The sequence below is a fragment of the Nocardia sp. NBC_00511 genome, from assembly GCF_045161165.1.
GTDB lineage: Bacteria > Actinomycetota > Actinomycetes > Mycobacteriales > Mycobacteriaceae > Nocardia.
In genome coordinates this window covers 47,905-63,753 of sequence record NZ_CP107850.1, presented here as the reverse complement: position 1 = coordinate 63,753, position 15,849 = coordinate 47,905, and the positions used below count along the sequence as shown (strand labels likewise).

Annotated in this window: 9 protein-coding genes; 8 read left to right on the top strand and 1 reads right to left on the bottom strand. The window is 63.9% G+C overall.

Annotated elements, in window-relative coordinates; all coding sequences use genetic code 11:
• The first annotated feature begins 9 nt into the window (after window positions 1-9).
• The 6 genes from mycP to OG300_RS41565 all read left to right on the top strand — a co-directional run bounded on the left by mycP (window position 10) and on the right by OG300_RS41565 (window position 10,299).
• On the top strand, window positions 10-1,329 hold the full coding sequence (mycP, locus tag OG300_RS41590; RefSeq protein ID WP_405498977.1) for a type VII secretion-associated serine protease mycosin: 1,320 nt from the start codon (window positions 10-12) through the stop codon (window positions 1,327-1,329).
• A 35-nt stretch (window positions 1,330-1,364) separates the two neighbouring features.
• On the top strand, window positions 1,365-3,026 hold the full coding sequence (gene eccE / locus OG300_RS41585; protein ID WP_405498975.1) for a type VII secretion protein EccE: 1,662 nt from the start codon (window positions 1,365-1,367) through the stop codon (window positions 3,024-3,026).
• A gap of 72 nt (window positions 3,027-3,098) precedes the next feature.
• Window positions 3,099-3,398, top strand: coding sequence for a helix-turn-helix domain-containing protein (locus tag OG300_RS41580; RefSeq protein ID WP_405498973.1), 300 nt, complete (start codon window positions 3,099-3,101; stop codon window positions 3,396-3,398).
• 68 nt (window positions 3,399-3,466) lie between these two features.
• Window positions 3,467-4,543, top strand: coding sequence for a hypothetical protein (locus OG300_RS41575; RefSeq protein ID WP_331723055.1), 1,077 nt, complete (start codon window positions 3,467-3,469; stop codon window positions 4,541-4,543).
• A gap of 10 nt (window positions 4,544-4,553) precedes the next feature.
• Window positions 4,554-5,279 (top strand): hypothetical protein, encoded by a 726-nt coding sequence (locus OG300_RS41570; RefSeq protein ID WP_405498971.1) that lies wholly within the window; start codon window positions 4,554-4,556, stop codon window positions 5,277-5,279.
• 130 nt (window positions 5,280-5,409) lie between these two features.
• Window positions 5,410-10,299, top strand: a complete 4,890-nt coding sequence (locus OG300_RS41565) for an NAD-glutamate dehydrogenase (RefSeq protein ID WP_331723053.1) — start codon at window positions 5,410-5,412, stop codon at window positions 10,297-10,299.
• Window positions 10,300-10,362: 63 nt separating this feature from the next.
• Here the strand turns inward: OG300_RS41565 and OG300_RS41560 are convergent, their stop codons facing one another.
• On the bottom strand, window positions 10,363-11,430 hold the full coding sequence (locus tag OG300_RS41560) for an SPFH domain-containing protein (protein WP_331723052.1): 1,068 nt from the start codon (window positions 11,428-11,430) through the stop codon (window positions 10,363-10,365).
• Window positions 11,431-11,620: 190 nt separating this feature from the next.
• Here OG300_RS41560 and OG300_RS41555 point away from each other — a divergent pair, with 190 nt between their 5' ends.
• Together OG300_RS41555 and OG300_RS41550 are read left to right on the top strand one after the other, a co-directional pair.
• Window positions 11,621-13,135, top strand: a complete 1,515-nt coding sequence (locus OG300_RS41555; protein WP_331723051.1) for an amino acid permease — start codon at window positions 11,621-11,623, stop codon at window positions 13,133-13,135.
• Between the two features lie 287 nt (window positions 13,136-13,422).
• Window positions 13,423-15,696 carry a tetratricopeptide repeat protein gene (locus tag OG300_RS41550; RefSeq protein WP_405498968.1) on the top strand — a complete coding sequence of 758 codons (2,274 nt, stop codon included), beginning with the start codon at window positions 13,423-13,425 and terminating at the stop codon, window positions 15,694-15,696.
• Window positions 15,697-15,849: the final 153 nt, after the last annotated feature.

Here is a 15,849-nt window from a genome sequence, read left to right as displayed (position 1 = left end):
GCTATCGGCGTGTTTCTCGCCGGGTCCGCTGCTCCCGCGCTGGCGGTGCAGCCGCCCCAGGTCATCATCGGCGCCCTTCCCGCCGACGATCCGCCGGGCCCGGAGGCTCCCACCAAACAAGACAAGGGCTGTCTTGCTGTCGGAGTGCTGCCGAACAGTGATCTGACACAGACACCACAGCCGGAGCGTGCACTGGATCTGCAGCGTGCCCGCTCGCTGAGCCGGGGTGGCGGCGTCACGGTGGCGGTGATCGACACGGGTGTGAGTCCGAATCCTCGATTGCCCAATCTGTCCGGCGCCGGGGACTATGTGCAGACAGGCGGCGATGGGTTGTCCGATTGTGACGCGCACGGCACGTTGATCGCTGGAATCATCGGTGCGGCACCGGATCCCGCCGACGGGTTCGCCGGTGTGGCCCCCGATGCCCATATCATCTCGCTGCGCAGCCGATCGGGTGCCTTCAGCCCGGCCCAGGGTGGCGCGAGCGTCGATCAAGGACAGCAGGCAGCTCTGGACGTCCGCACCTTGGCAAGGGCGATAACGCATGCGGCGAATCTGGGTGCTCAGGTCATCACGATTTCTATGCCGAGCTGTCTCCCTGCGGATTTGGGAGTCGATCAGTCCGTGCTCTCGGCCGCCATCGGCTACGCGGTGCACGTCCGCGGCGCCTTGATTGTCGCCGGTGCGGGTGACACGAGTGCCTCGGGTTGCGAACAGAATCCGGAAATCGACCCGGGACGCCCGACCGACCCGCGCAATTGGGACAATGTCAAGACCATCTCGATCCCCGGCTGGTTCGGCGATGTCCTGACGGTCGGCTACACCACCGCGACCGGCGATCCGATATCCGAATCCCTGACAGGTCCGTGGGTTTCGATCGCCGCTCCGGGCACCGGGGTGGAATCGCTCGGTCCGGGAGGTGGCGGGCTGATCAATGCCGTGGGCGAACCGGGCAAGTTGACCGCGGTGGGTGGCGCGTCCTTCGCCGCCGCCTACGTCAGCGGGGTCGCCGCGTTGGTGCGTTCGCGCTACCCCGACGAAACACCCGGCGAGATCGCCGCCCGGCTGGCGGCAGGCGCACACGCCCCCGCACGGGGAATCGACAACGCCGTGGGTGCCGGAATGATTGATCCCGCAGCATCTTTGAGCTTTCGTACGCCGCCGCAGCCGCCGGCGGGAGTGTTTCGAGGCGCGCCACTGCCGGTACCCGTACCTCCGCGTGCGAAGGACTCTCGGCCTGGTCGAGTGGCGGCCTATCTCGTGGCCGGTGCCTTACTGCTCGGGGTAGCCGTGCGGGTCGTGCCCACCGTCACGAGGCAGCGCCGATGAGAAGATTGGGAATTCGCCCGAGTGCTCTCGACCGTGTGCCGGTCGCGGTGCTGGTCATCGTTGGCACCCCTGTGATCGTGTTCGTCTCGGGACATACGTCGTGGTGGGGATTCGTTGCGACGGTAGCGGTAGCAGTGACGACGGTGGCCGTGCAGATCCTCGGTCGAACTCCAGCGCGTTGGCTCATCGACTGGGCGGCGTATCGATTCGGCCGGAACGCCCGTGCCGCGGCTCGCATGGACTCCGCCTCGTGTACCGACGTCGTGACCGCGGCCGGTGTGTGCGGAATATATGCCGGCACAAAAACATTGGTCGCGATGATTCAGCTGGCGCCCAACCTGGATCTGCCGACCGTAATCGCGGATTCGACGGTGTACACCGAAGACACGATCCCGCTGGACGTTGTCGAGGCACTCCTCGACCAGTACGGGATCGCCCTCGACATCGACATCGCTTTCACCGGTCGCCGGGCCCGTACCACGGGCGAGTACAGCCTGGTCTACGACCAGCTCATCGGATCCCGTCCTGTGGTGGGCGAACGCCTCACGTGGCTGGTGGTGCGTCTTGACCTGGAGTACAACGTGACATCGCTGGTCCGCCGTGGGCCCTGCGAGGTCTCCGGTCCGCAGGCGCTCGCTTCGGCAGCTCATCGGATCGCGAATCGCCTGCGCGAATACGGCCTCGCGGCGAGGGTGCTACCTGCCTCGGCGTTGCTCGATGCCACCCGTGCCCTGCATGCCGATATCGAACCGTCCGGGTTGCGCGAGACCTGGCAGCATTTGGTCACCGCGCATCCGGGGCGTTTCGTCACCACCTTCGCCGTGGACTGGCACTCGCTCGGTGAGCAGCGGCTGGAGGATTGCTGGATTCACAATCGCGGGCGCACCACCATGGTGATCACGCTGTCGCGCAGGACAGCCGGGCCTCGTGCCCTGGTGCGGTTCGTCGGCCCGGAGGTCGTCGGCGGGGTCCCCGCCTATCTGTGCCCGTTGACGGGACGACAATCGACGGCGTATCTCATGACGCTGCCGACACCTACACCACCGGGCCGCTCTCTGACCCTTGTCCGGAATACTCAGGTCCCACCATTCGATCTGCTCTCGGAAATCCAGGTGCCGGTGGGACCACACGGCCAGATTCTCGGTGCGATCGGCGGACAAAAGAGGAATATTCTGGCCTTGCCACTGTTCGACGCGGTCCGGCATGATCCCCGACGTCGCACAATCGACCTTCGGACGGGTCTTGCGGTAGCGCAGCAGATTGTCTTGCGCACGATGGTGGTCGGCGCGAGCGTGACGGTCTACTCGTCAAGGCCACAGCGTTGGATGTCGACTGTTTCCGCGGTGGGCGACGAAAGGGCACTGCGATTGGCTTCCGACCTCGCTGATGATGAACAAGACGATCAGCGGTCGATGACCATCGAGGTTTTCGATCAAGTCCCGGTGCGCGGCACGGGCGCACGTGCAACCATTGTCATCGGTGACTCCGGCAATATCCGGCGGCGGTCGGCGGATTTGACTATCGAGCAGGTCGGCGAGGACTCGATTGACATCGGTATTCCGATGCGCACAGTCCGAGTTCAGGTGATCGAGCCGCGCGGCGAGGCCCGGTACCTCGAATCTACGGTCGACACGGAAGCCTCCGTGACGGGCGCGTTGACGTCAACTCCTCCAGATATCACCCCGGTTGGCGGGTAAGCGAAGGGAAGTGGGACAGCTATGTCTGTCGAGGTGGTAGCGGAATCCGCACATGATGACGAAGGTCGGCCCGTGGGATCCTCAGGGGATCCGAGCCCACGCGAGGTGGCCGCGGCGGTCTTCTCCAGTCGGCTCTCGGACCTCATTTCCGAGTCCATGGTCTCGACGGAAGACGGTGCGACCCGATCCTTGACGCTGTATTCCCTCGCACAGCATCTCGAAATGGCCTATCCCGATGTCCCGGTCTCTCAGTCCGGTCTGTACCGGCTCATACACGGTGACGCGATTCCGCGTTTGGATCTGATCATCGCCTTGGCGCGAGTGTTCGATGTGCCCCCGGAGTATTTCGTAACCGGGCAGCGAACTCGGTGACGCGGCTTTCCCGTCACCGGGAATAGCAGGCGGCGTGGCGAGGCCATCGGCACGGATACGATCCGGCCATGCCCGCCGCGGATCCGGACGATAGCTTTCTGCGCCATCGAGTCGCGGTACTGGATGCGTTGTTGTCCGATCCCGTGCTCGGCGGGACCGACATGTCAGGGTCTCTCCCTGTCGGGCCGGCTCCCGGGCTCGACGATCGTTCTTCGGCTCGAAAGAGGCTGTCGCGCGACGGCCTCGATGTCGGCGAACCATCGGACCCCGTGGATCCGCTCGAAGACTTGGACTATCCGCCGACTCGTCCAACGGAACACGAGGGTCCGCGCGGACCCAGAGCAAGCGAGCAAATTCTGGCTCTGCTGAACGGCCAAACCGCCGACGCTCAGGCGCCAGATTTTGCCACGGTACTTCCAGATCGCAGCGCACAGGTCGATCGAGGCTTGGACTCGGAGGCTTCGGATTCGCCGCGATCCGGACAAGGTGCTCTTCAGCGGCCTGCCGACCGGGTTCGTAACTTCCTGCTGGTAGTGCGAAAGCCCAAGGTTGCCTTGATGATCGGCGGGGGTATCGTGCTCGCCTTGATCCTGGTGTTGGTCTTCAGTGGCGGCGACAACAAGACCGATCGGTTGGTTCTACCGACGGCCGCGCCGACTGCGGGCGGCAATCCATCGGCAACGGCCCCGACTCCGTCGACACCGCCGGGCAGCACCATTCAGCCACGGGCGGTGAAGGCGCATTGCCCGCCGGGCGGTGCGTCCGGTTCGGATGCCTTCGCTGGTCCGGGGAAGGCGTGGACATGTGCGCGGGCCTATCACCTGGACGGGCAGGTCCTGACCATCGACTTGGGCCACACGTACCTGATCGATTCGATCAGTGTCGTGCCTGGTTTCGACGAGATCGGCACCGACGGAGCCGACCAGTGGACGAAATACCGTACTGTGAGCCGGGTTTCATACCAGTTCGATGATCCGAACGCCACCAGCTATACGCAGCAGACGCTGGATCAGCGCGCTCCCGTGGTGACGAAGATGAACCCGCCGGTGAGCGCCTCGACGATCGTGTTGACGGTATTGCAGTCGAAGGGTGATCAGGCCGTGAACAGCGTCGCACTCTCGTCGATCGTGATCACCGGACATTGAGTGAGTGGCAATGAGCGAGTTGTCGTCGATCTGTGAATATTGCCTGCGGCCTTCCGACGGCGTGCAGTCGTGTTGCGCTCATTGCGGTGCTCCGTTGCGTGCCATCGCATCTCGGTTGGAGTCGGGCGTGCACGCGTCGGCCGAGCTGGCCCGGGAGGCCGAGAAGTCCGCGATGCGGATGGGCGGCGTGGCTGCCGCGGTGGGCGCCGCCGGGGTGGCAACGGCGAGCAGAGCTCTTGCGAGTCGAGGTCGGACGATGCTTGGGCAGCTGTTGGCCGTCGTCATCGGTCTTGCCGCGATCCTCGTGGCTGTCGTGGTCGTCCTGCGATCCTGCGCGGCGGCAGTTCCTATCGGGGGTTTGGGCACCCCGTTCGAATCGCTACCCGCGACGCTGCGTTTCGCGGCGGACTGCCGTTCCGTGGACGGTGAGCAGAGCGCTCAGAGGTGCGTGATTCCGGCCGACAGCATGCTCCTTTCGGGCAGTGTGAGCGGCGGCAGGGATCTGATGCTGACGGTCGACATCGTGCCGGCGAGCAAGGTGTCGTCCGAACTGACCCGTTGGCGTTCGACCGCGACGTCGGTGCTGACGGATGGTGACGCGTTCGTTGCGATCGGGCCATCCAATGACGCTTGGTACGCCGATGTCCGCTCGGGGTTGTCCGTCGAGACCGGTCCCATGGTCAACGCTGCGGCTGCGCGCACGTTTCTGATGCGCGCGGGCCTTTTGACTCACTGAACGCCTCATGTGTCCGGCTGTCTCGCGGCCCACTTCGTGAGCTGCGCCCGCCGCAAAGGTGTTACAGTAAATAACGTGCCGTTAAATAACGGCGCATGAACTCGGCTCATCTCCCGGAAGGTGCGGTTCCATGGTGGCAACCACCCAGCAGGCGATCTCCTGGCGGCGGCTCCGTGAGGATCCGGCCGATCTCGAGACCGTGTATTTTCGTTGGCTCGCGCCGGATTCGGCGGCCGCGCTGACCGATCGGGCAGGGCGAATCTTCCGTAACCATCTGGCGCTGGCGCACATTCGCAGACCCGGGACAGCCACTACCCGGGTGTATCGGCCGGACGACGATTCCGGGCTGGGCGCGGCGATCCAGATCGTGAACGACGACATGCCGATGCTCGTCGATTCTGTCTCGTCCTTGCTGCGACGTTGCGGCGTCGTCGCGACCGAAGTGATTCATCCGATCTTCGCTGTATCGCGCGATCAGCGCGGCAAGCTGCGCAGCGTGGCGCCGGGCGGGGCGGGGTCTGAGGACGGTGAGTTGGCCGGGGAATCCTGGATCCACGTCCAACTCCCCATAACGACCGAGAACGAACAGCTGGATCGCATCGAAACGGCGCTGTCACCGTTGCTGACGGCGGTGCGACAGGTGTGGACCGATAGCGACGATATGTCAGGACGCATGCTGGCGGTGGCCGGTGAACTCGACACCGCCGCACAGTGGTCGACGGATAGCGAGCTGCACGAGTGCGCGCGGTTGCTGCGCTGGCTGGTCGAGGGTCGCTTCACACTCCTGGGCTATGGCTATCGTCGATTCGATGACGGGCAATCGCTCATCTCCGCGGTGCCTTCGGCACCTGGTCTGGTCGACACATTCGGTATCCTGCAAGATCGTCTCGAATCGCAGATCGATATCCCGGTGGGTGGTCCGGATCGACCGGCTCTCGAATTATCCAACTGCACATTGGATTCCGTCCTGCCGGGATCTCCTGATCATTACGTCGTGAGCATCGCCGACGTCCAACCGGGCGGCACCGACGTCGAGCAGACTGCGCGAGGCGAGCACATCTTCTTCGGTGCATTGACCGGGAAGGGGCAGCACGAGAACATCCTCGATATTCCGGTGATCTCTCATCGAGTTCAGCAGGTGATCGAGTGGGCGGGGTTCGAGCCGGGTTCGTTCTCGGGCCTGGCGTTGCTCGAGATGCTGCAGACCTTTCCGCGGGCCGAGTTGTTCTCCAGCGACGCGCACCGGCTCTTCGAAACCCTCTCGGCGGTCATGGATTTGGGTCACAGGCGCCAATTGCGGCTGTTCCTGCGGCCCGAACGTTCCGGAATTGTCTACTGTCTGGTGTATCTGCCGCGCGATCGGTACTCCACTGACGTCCGATTGCGGATGAGTGAGGTCCTGAGCGCCGAGTTCGACGCCGAGCAGATCGAATACTCGGCGCGGGTCAGTGAGTCCGAACTCGCGGTCGTGTACTTCACGGTGCACCTGCGACCCGGTGCGGCGGTGCCGGCTGTGTCCGAAGTTCGCCGAGAACAGCTGCAGGAGTTGCTCTTCGCCACGACACGGACGTGGGGCGATCGTTTGGTTTCGGAGGCCACGACCAGCTCTGAGGTGTCTTCCGAGCGGGCACGGGCGTACGTGGAGGCGTTCCCGGTGACCTATCGGCAGGAGTACGGTGCGTCGCGCGCACTCGATGATGTGCGCAGGCTGGAACGACTCGATGCTGGCGGGATCGACACGAATCTGTACCGGGATTACGGTGAGAGCGAGGGAGAATGGCGCTTCGCGCTGTACGTGCACGGCGAAGGCATATCGTTGAGCCGCGTTCTCCCGGTGCTGCACAGCCTCGGGGTAGAGGTGGTGGACGAACGGCCGTACCAGATCGTGCTTGCGGACGGAACGCAACGGTGGATCTATGATTTCGGCCTGCGGGTGCCCGCGCCGTTGCTGGCCGCGTGTGGATCGGACCTCGAGACCGACTTGTCGCCCACGAGTACGGCATCGACCGTTTCGGAAGCAAGCATGCGTCACCGCTTCTCCGACGCGGTGGAAGCCATGTGGTTCGGTCGGGCCGAGATCGACGATCTCAACGAACTGGTGCTGCGGACTACGATGCACTGGCGTTCGATCGCGGTGTTGCGGGCCTACGCCGGATATTTACAACAGGCCGGTTTCGTGTATCCGGTCCGTACCATCGCGCGGGTGCTGCGTCAGAATTCCGTGCTGGCGCAATCGTTGTTCGAGTTGTTCCACGCCCAGTTCGATCCGGATTGCTCCCGCGATGGTGCGGAGGAACGCATTCGAGAGGTGTCGGATCGGCTTCACACGGGGATCGAGCAGGTGGCCGGACTCGACGCCGACCGGATTCTGCGCGCCCTACTCGGCCTGATCGAGGCGACGCTGCGTACGAACTACTTCGTGGGCGGTACCGGCAAGCCCCGAGAATGTCTGTCGTTCAAGCTCGATCCGCGAGGTATCGCTGAACTGCCGCAACCCAGACCGCGATTCGAGATCTTCGTTCACTCTCCGCGGGTCGAGGGCGTCCATCTTCGCTTCGGGCTGGTTGCTCGTGGCGGCTTGCGCTGGTCGGATCGACAGGAGGATTTCCGCACCGAGATTCTGGGGCTGGTGAAGGCGCAGGCGGTCAAGAACGCCGTCATCGTCCCGGTCGGAGCGAAGGGCGGGTTCGTGCTGAAGCGTTCTCCGGACGCGATCGGCGATCCGGCGGCCGACCGCCGTGCGCTTCAGGCCGAGGGGATTGCCTGCTATCGCATCTTCATTTCCGGGTTGCTCGACGTGACGGATAACGTCGACCGTTCTTCCGGGCAGATCGTTTCGCCGCCGCGTGTCGTCCGCCGTGACGGTGATGACGCGTACTTGGTGGTAGCCGCCGACAAAGGCACGGCCACATTCTCGGATATCGCGAACGACGTTGCCCGCGGGTATGGGTTCTGGCTCGGTGATGCGTTCGCATCGGGGGGCTCGGTCGGGTACGACCACAAGACGATGGGCATCACCGCCCGTGGTGCCTGGGAATCGGTCAAGCGGCATTTCGCCGAGATGGATGTCGATTGTCAATCCCAGGACATCACCGTCGTCGGGATCGGCGATATGTCGGGTGATGTGTTCGGTAACGGCATGCTGTTGTCGCGGCATATCCGCCTGGTGGCCGCCTTCGACCATCGGCACATCTTCCTGGACCCGAACCCTGACGCGGAGACCTCCTTCGCTGAGCGGGAGCGGATGTTCGCGCTGCCGCGCTCGTCTTGGGCGGACTACGCGCCGTCAGCGATCAGTCCGGGAGGCGGTGTGTTCGACCGCACGGTGAAGTCCATACCGATTTCGCCCGCGGTCCGGACGGCACTGGGTCTGGAATCCGAGGTCGATGCGCTGTCTCCGCCGGAACTCATCCGTGCGATCTTGAAGGCTCCGGTGGATCTGCTGTGGAACGGAGGGATCGGCACCTATATCAAGGCAGCAGTCGAGACCAACGCCGACGCCGGTGACAAATCCAACGATGCCGTACGCGTGAATGCGAATGAGCTGCGTGTCAAGGTGATCGGAGAGGGCGGCAATCTCGGAGTTACCTCACGGGGACGGATCGAGTTCTGCCTCGGAGCCGGTCGGTGCAACACCGATGCCCTCGACAATTCTGCCGGCGTCGACTGCTCCGATCACGAGGTCAACATCAAGGTGCTGCTGGACGACGGCGTCGCGAGCGGCGAGCTGTCGACCGGCGAGCGCGACAGTCTGCTCGCGGACATGACCGGCGAGGTCGCCGAACTGGTACTGCGGGACAATATTTCGCAGAATTTCCGGATGGGCCTTTCGCGCGCCCATGCCGGGCGGATGGCCGCGGTGCACCGCCGGTTGCTCGGCGATCTGGAACAGCGACGGGGACTCGACCGGACGTTGGAGGCCCTGCCCTCCGATGCCGAGATACGGCGGCGGGCCGAGATGGGCGCCGGACTCACGTCCCCGGAGCTGGCCAATCTGCTGGCACATGTGAAGATCTCGCTCAAGGACGAGCTGTTGTCCGGATCATTGCCCGATGACCCCGCCTTCGCAGTCGTGCTCTCGGAGTATTTTCCGACGAGGCTGCGCGGGCGGTTCGAATCGATTCTTCGCCGCCATCCGTTGCGTCGCGAGATTGTGGCGACGACCGTGGTGAACCGAATGGTCGACTACGGAGGAACCAGCTACGCGTTCCGCCTGGCCGAGGAGATGGGTGTGACCGCTGCGGATGCGGTGCGCGCTTTCACCGCCGCCACTGAGATTTTCGGCCTCCACGAGTTGTGGCATCGCATTCGAACGACGCCGATGGCTATGGCGGTACGTGATGAACTGGAGTTGGAAACCAAGCGGACTCTCGATCGCGCCTCGCGATGGCTGCTGACCAACCGGCCTCAACCGCTGGCCATCGATGCGGCAGTCGTCCGCTATCGCGAGAGAATCCGTGACCTCGGGGCGCTGGTCCCGCCGGCGAAGTCGGGCAGTATCACCGATCGGATGCTCACCGCCTCGCGAGATGCTGTCGGCCGTGGTGCTCCGCATGATCTTGTCCACGAGGTGTATACGCTGATCGCTCGATTCCCGCTGCTGGATATCATCGATGTTGCCGAGATCGCCCAGCGAGATGCGGCAGAGGTCGCGGAGTTGTATTACGCGTTGGACGAGTACTCCGAGATTCAGCGGCTGCTGGATGCTTTGGCGGATCTGGAGCGGCGTGACCGCTGGCAGGCCCTGGCCCGGCTGGCTGTGCGCGATGATCTCTACGACTCGTTGCGCTCGCTCACCTTGGACGTGTTGTCCACCACGGCCGCAGAGGAAAGCACGGTCGACAAGATCGCTTACTGGGAGTCGATCAATCATTCCCGGCTGTGTCGTGTGCGGGCTGCGCTCGAGGAGATATTCAGCACCGGGACATTGGAATTGGCGACGCTCTCGGTGGCGGCGCGGCAGGTCCGCAGCATGGCCGCGGGCGGGGAGTCGAGCATCAGAGCAGCAGTCATCGCCTGAATTTCTCCGCCGTTCGCATCGCATGGTGCGAACGGCGGAGAAGAGGACACGACGGGGACTCAGCTAGTCGGCGGGAGTTCCGCATTCGCCGCAGTATCGTGCTGTCTCCGGTAGCGGAGTGTCGCACCGAGTGCAGCTTCTCACTGCGCGCGGTAGTCGCTCGGCGCCGCAGGCCGCGCAAAACCTGCCTGGGTCCGGCTCTATGGAGTTGCACAGTCCGCACTGGTTGGGACTTCGTGTGTCGGCCTGTGGCGGCGAAGCGTCGGCATGTGCGGTCCACGGGCTCGCCTGGGGTGTGGATTGTTGCAGCGCATTCAGCCCCATCGCGATACCGAGCAGCCCTGTGCCGCCTGTAGTTCCAGCGGCGAGGCCCTGACCGGCGTTGAGCGCCAATTCGCCTGACGCATAGCGCTGAAAGCCGCCGGCGAGGCGAATGTAGGTGGTGTCCTTGGCGAGTCGCTTGAGCCGGTCCGCGTCTTCCGGGGCGAGTGTGATGTCGAAGTTTCCCATGCGGGCGATGCGCAGCCCGTATTCGTAGAGTGTTTTGTTGGTCTGGCGCAGGACCATGTTCTCGATCGCCGGAAGATGCGCTGACAGTCCGAGCACCGGCCAGGTGCCTCGCGAGACTTCCTGGGTCACTGCGACTTTCATCGATTTGAGGAGCAAGCTCGCGCACCATAGCGGTGTGCGAGCCGGGTCGATCGGATCGATGGTTCCGTTCAGCGCGGTTACCAAGACGGTGGGATCGCGAACTGCCAGGGCGAACTCGCCGAACGCGCGCAACGTGACGACCTGGTCGCTGACCGGGTCGGTGATGTCGTCCAGTCGCCCTCCGAATTTCACGCCGGGAAGCTCTTTCGCCTGAACGAAGTACAGCTCGGCGCGATAGAAATTGCCGCCGCTGAGGGTGTCGATCAGTGCGCCCAGCCCGGGAAGCTCGTCAGCGTCGATCCGATGCCGACCGGGGCCCAGGGTAGTGATCACCTGTCCGGACTTGACGAACAGTGCGATCTCGTCGGCATTGACCACGACCCGGGAGAAGCGACGTACGTTCAGATCCGGCCACTTGAAGACCAGTTCGTTCTTGCGCGCTTCGGGGACAGCGATGAACTCCCGCTCGAACCACGCCATGTTCCTGCTCCATCGTTGACCGGCACGAAAATCGTATCGACAAACGATGGCACGATCAACATGTCTGTTGCAGGAGGCTGCACTTCGCAGCTGGTAGAAGAGCTCGCCGGGGGAAGAGCCTATTGAATGTGCCGCTGTTTGACGGTACGTTAAACAGCGTAAGCTCGTATCACCGTGAAAGGCCCCGACGATGACCACCGTTCGACCTCCGGCGGACTCGTTCGCCACAGAAGACTCCGGCTATCACAAATCCTTGCGACCTCGCCAGATCCAGATGATCGCGATCGGTGGAGCCATCGGCACTGGTCTGTTCCTCGGGGCAGGTGGGCGCCTCGCCAGCGCCGGGCCGGGTCTGTTCCTGGTCTACGCCGTCTGTGGTGTGTTCGTGTTCTTCGTCCTGCGCGCGCTGGGTGAATTGGTCCTGCACCGCCCGTCGTCGGGATCGTTCGTGTCGTACGCCCGAGAGTTCTACGGCGAGAAGCTGGCATTCGCTGTCGGATGGATGTACTTCTTCCACTGGTGTATGACCGGCATCGTGGACATCACCGCAGTGGCCACCTACGTCCACTATTGGAACACCTGTCAGGCGATACCTCAGTGGGCCATCGCACTCGTCGCGCTCACTTTGGTCGTCGGCATCAACCTCATCTCCGTGAAGTGGTTCGGCGAGTTGGAGTTCTGGGCGGCACTCATCAAGGTCGTCGCACTTGTCACGTTTTTGCTGGTCGGGACGGTATTCCTGGTCGGTCGCTTCACAATCAAGGGTGATCAGACCGGCCCGAGTGTCATCACGAATCACGGCGGCCTGTTTCCAATGGGTCCGATGGCGCTGGTCTTGGTCACGACAGGCGTCGTATTCGCCTACGCCGCAGTGGAATTGGTCGGAACGGCCGCCGGTGAGACGGAGAACCCCGAGAAGATCATGCCTCGGGCAATCAACTCGGTCATCGCCCGCATCGCCCTGTTCTATGTGGGCTCGTTGGTGCTACTCGGTTTACTGCTGCCGTATACCGCATACCACGCCGGCGTGAGCCCCTTCGTCACTTTCTTCTCGCGCCTGGGCGTACCCGCGGCCGGCTCGATCATGAATCTGGTCGTCCTGACCGCTGCGTTCTCTAGCCTGAACGCAGGTCTTTATTCGACCGGTCGGATCCTGCGCTCGATGTCTATGAGCGGTAGTGCCCCCTCCGTCGCCTCGCGGATGTCTCGCACCGGTGTGCCGTATGTGGGAATTCTGGCCACCGGCGCTATCGCGTTGATCGGCGTGGGACTCAACGCGGTGGTGCCGGACAAGGCCTTCGAGATCGTGCTGAACATGTCGGCGATGGGCACCATCACCTCGTGGAGTGCGATCATGCTCTGCCAGATACAGCTGTATCGATGGTGGAAACAGGGACAGGCCGAGAGGCCGGCCTTCCGGCTGATGGGCACTCCGTACACCAGTTATGCGACGCTCGGGTTCCTCGTCGTCGTGGTGTTGCTGATGGCCTCGAGCAATGATGGGGTACAGCGCGGTGCGGTGATCGCGACCGTGGTGGTGATGGTCCCGTTGCTGATCTTCGGCTGGTTCTTGGCGCGTGGCAAGGTGCGGCGTATTGCCGCTGTACGGCAGGGGTTCACTGGTCAGTTTCCGGTAGTCGTGGAACGACCGCCGCGCCTGAAGGATGCGGTGATCGGTGATAGCGATGACTCGGGGCAGGACTAGCGCGTGAAGCGGACGCCTGATGCGACGTTGTTCCCGCGACTGGGAACAGTCGCCGCGCGGGGCGTGCGGAATGACCAGAGAATGGGGCCTCCAACCCACAGTGGGTGCGAGAGGTTTCCATGTCGGCCCAATCCAGCGCATCCGATCGGCCGCAGCGTCACCCATGGGCGAACCGGCGGATGCGCGGTCCCGACCTGCCGCAGCGGGTTCCGCATCCCTGGGCAACTCGGCGCTCCGGCAATGACACACCCGGACAACGGCTTCCGAATCATGCGCCGAGTGCACAGTTGGACGCCGAGGACCCCCTCCTGCTCGGTGGTTCGTCAGGCCGGTCGGAGTTCGGGGAGCGCCCGTCGTCACGAACGTCGACCGGTGCGCTGTCCGAAGCGCTCCTCGACATCGCGGATGCAGCAGAGCTGCCGACTTCAGGTCGCAACGGCCGGTCGCGGCCGAGCGTGCGCCGTCTGGTCGGCGGGCTGGTGGAGTTACCGCGGATGACCGCCGAAGACCCACGGCAGGTGGTTCTTCCAGTTCCGGAGGTTCCGGAGCCCAAGCGATTCTGCTGGCACTGCGGAAAGCCGGTCGGTCGAGGTACGGCGAGCTTCCCCGCCGCGATCGCGGGTGAATGCGCCGGCTGTGGCTCTCCCTTCAACTTTCGACCCGCGCTGCGTGCGGGGGAGGTGGTCGCGGGCCAGTACGAGGTGCAGGGCTGCTTGGCGCACGGCGGACTCGGCTGGATCTATCTGGCGGTCGACCGCAATGTGAGCGAACGCTGGGTGGTACTCAAAGGCTTACAGAATCCGCTGGATTTCGAGGCCCATGTCGTGGCTCTGGCGGAGCGCCAGTTCCTTTCGGAAGCAACACATCCCGGCATCGTGAAAATCTATAATTTCGTCAAACATGCCGTGGGTGCGGACTTGCCCGACGGCTACATCGTGATGGAGTACGTGGGTGGGCGTTCACTCAAGGCCATCCTCGATCAGTCGCATCCGCAGCGACTGGGGGTCGCGGAGGCGATCGCCTACATCATGGAGTTGCTGCCGGCCTTGGACTATCTCCACTCGTTCGGGCTGGCCTACAACGACCTCAAGCCCGACAACATCATGGTGACCGAGGACGAGGTGAAGCTTATCGACCTCGGAGCGGTGGCCGCGATGGATTCGTACGGAAGCATCTACGGCACACCGGGTTACATGGCGCCCGAAATCACTGAGACCGGGCCGACCATAGCCTCGGACATTCACACTGTCGGGCGCACCCTGGCGGCGCTCGTCATGCATCTGGCGTTGGACGACAACGGCAACCCGGTGCTGGGGGTTCCAGGTCCAGAAGATGAGCCATTGATGCGGCGCTACCCGGCGCTGTATCGATTGCTGTGCCGTGCCACCGATCCAGATCCGCACCGGCGCTTTCCGTCGGCGTATTCGATGCACTGTCAGCTCGCGGGCGTGCTCAGGATGGTCCTCGCCGCCGATTCCGGCATCGAACATCCACATCCCTCGATCGAATTCGGTTCCATGCGAGGAGATTTCGGCATCGACATGCTCATCGGCCGGACCGACGGCGTCGTCTCCGGCCTCTCTGGGCTCCCCGAACTCGTCCCGCGCGATGTCGTCGCGGCGTTGCCGGTCACGCTGATCGACAGCGAGGACCCCTCCGCGGAACTGCTGGCGACCCTGCTGCATGCGGAACCGCTCCACGCACTGGACTCCCTGCAGCGCGCAGAGCACAGTATCTCGACCGGCTTGGACGCCGCGCCCGAATCCTATGAGCTGGAAAGCGCATTGACGGCAGCGCGCGCGCACTTGGATCTGGGACAGACCGTACCGGCGCGTCAACTGCTGGCCGGGTTGGGGCCCGCTCTGGCCGGTGACTGGCGTATCGAGTGGTACCTGGGACTCGCCGCGCTGCTGGCGCTGGATTACGAGCGCGCCCATGAGCATTTCGACGCCGTGTGCTCGATGGTCCCGGGTGAGATCGCTCCATTGCTCGCGTCCGCTGCTGCGGCGGAATTGGTTGTCGATCACCGCTCCGACAACGCGGAGCGGCACCGATGGCACGATATGGCGATCCGCGGATACCGCGCGGCGTGGCAGGTCGATCGTGGGGTGGTCAGCGCTGCGGCCGGTCTGGCGCGCAGACTTGTCGCCGACGGCGAAATGTTGGAGGCGGTGGCGGTCCTCGATGAGGTGCCTGCGACTTCGCGACACTTTGCGGTGGCGCATTTGACCGGGTGTCTACTACTGGTCTCCAGGCCGGCCGGCGCGATATCCGACGAGGAGCTCGAGGCAGCTGCGGCGCGTTTGGTGAGGCTTTCCGAAGAGCCGCGTACGCACCAGTTGCGCGTCGTGGTCGTAGGCGCGGCGTTGGAATGTCTGCGTGTCGGCAATCGCCCGGAACGCCCGTCGTCGACGCTTTTGGGCCACCCCGTCACGGTGAGGGGATTGAGTGCGGGGTTGGAGATGAGTCTTCGGGATGTGGCTCGTACGACCACCGATCGCCTGCACCGTTACCGACTGGTGGATCTTGCCAATCGCGTGCGGCCTCGCACACGCTGGTGAATCACGCTGTTGGGGCGGTGCCGCATCCGGATTCCGAGTCGCGCTGGTGGCCGTCATCGTGGTTACAGTGGTGGGCTTGTGGCCTCCCGCCGGGATAGGCGGAATTCGACGGTCCGATGTCCGGACTTCTGTGGTGTCAGGCTTCCAACTGGG

What these genes read in the sequence shown, in the direction of transcription:
- OG300_RS41575 (WP_331723055.1), top strand. Translation starts at nt 3,467, where the DNA reads ATGCCCGCCGCGGATCCGGACGATAGCTTTCTGCGCCATCGAGTCGCG.
- OG300_RS41570 (WP_405498971.1), top strand. Translation starts at nt 4,554, where the DNA reads ATGAGCGAGTTGTCGTCGATCTGTGAATATTGCCTGCGGCCTTCCGAC.
- OG300_RS41565 (WP_331723053.1), top strand. Translation starts at nt 5,410, where the DNA reads ATGGTGGCAACCACCCAGCAGGCGATCTCCTGGCGGCGGCTCCGTGAG.
- OG300_RS41560 (WP_331723052.1), bottom strand. Translation starts at nt 11,430, where the DNA reads ATGGCGTGGTTCGAGCGGGAGTTCATCGCTGTCCCCGAAGCGCGCAAG.
- OG300_RS41555 (WP_331723051.1), top strand. Translation starts at nt 11,621, where the DNA reads ATGACCACCGTTCGACCTCCGGCGGACTCGTTCGCCACAGAAGACTCC.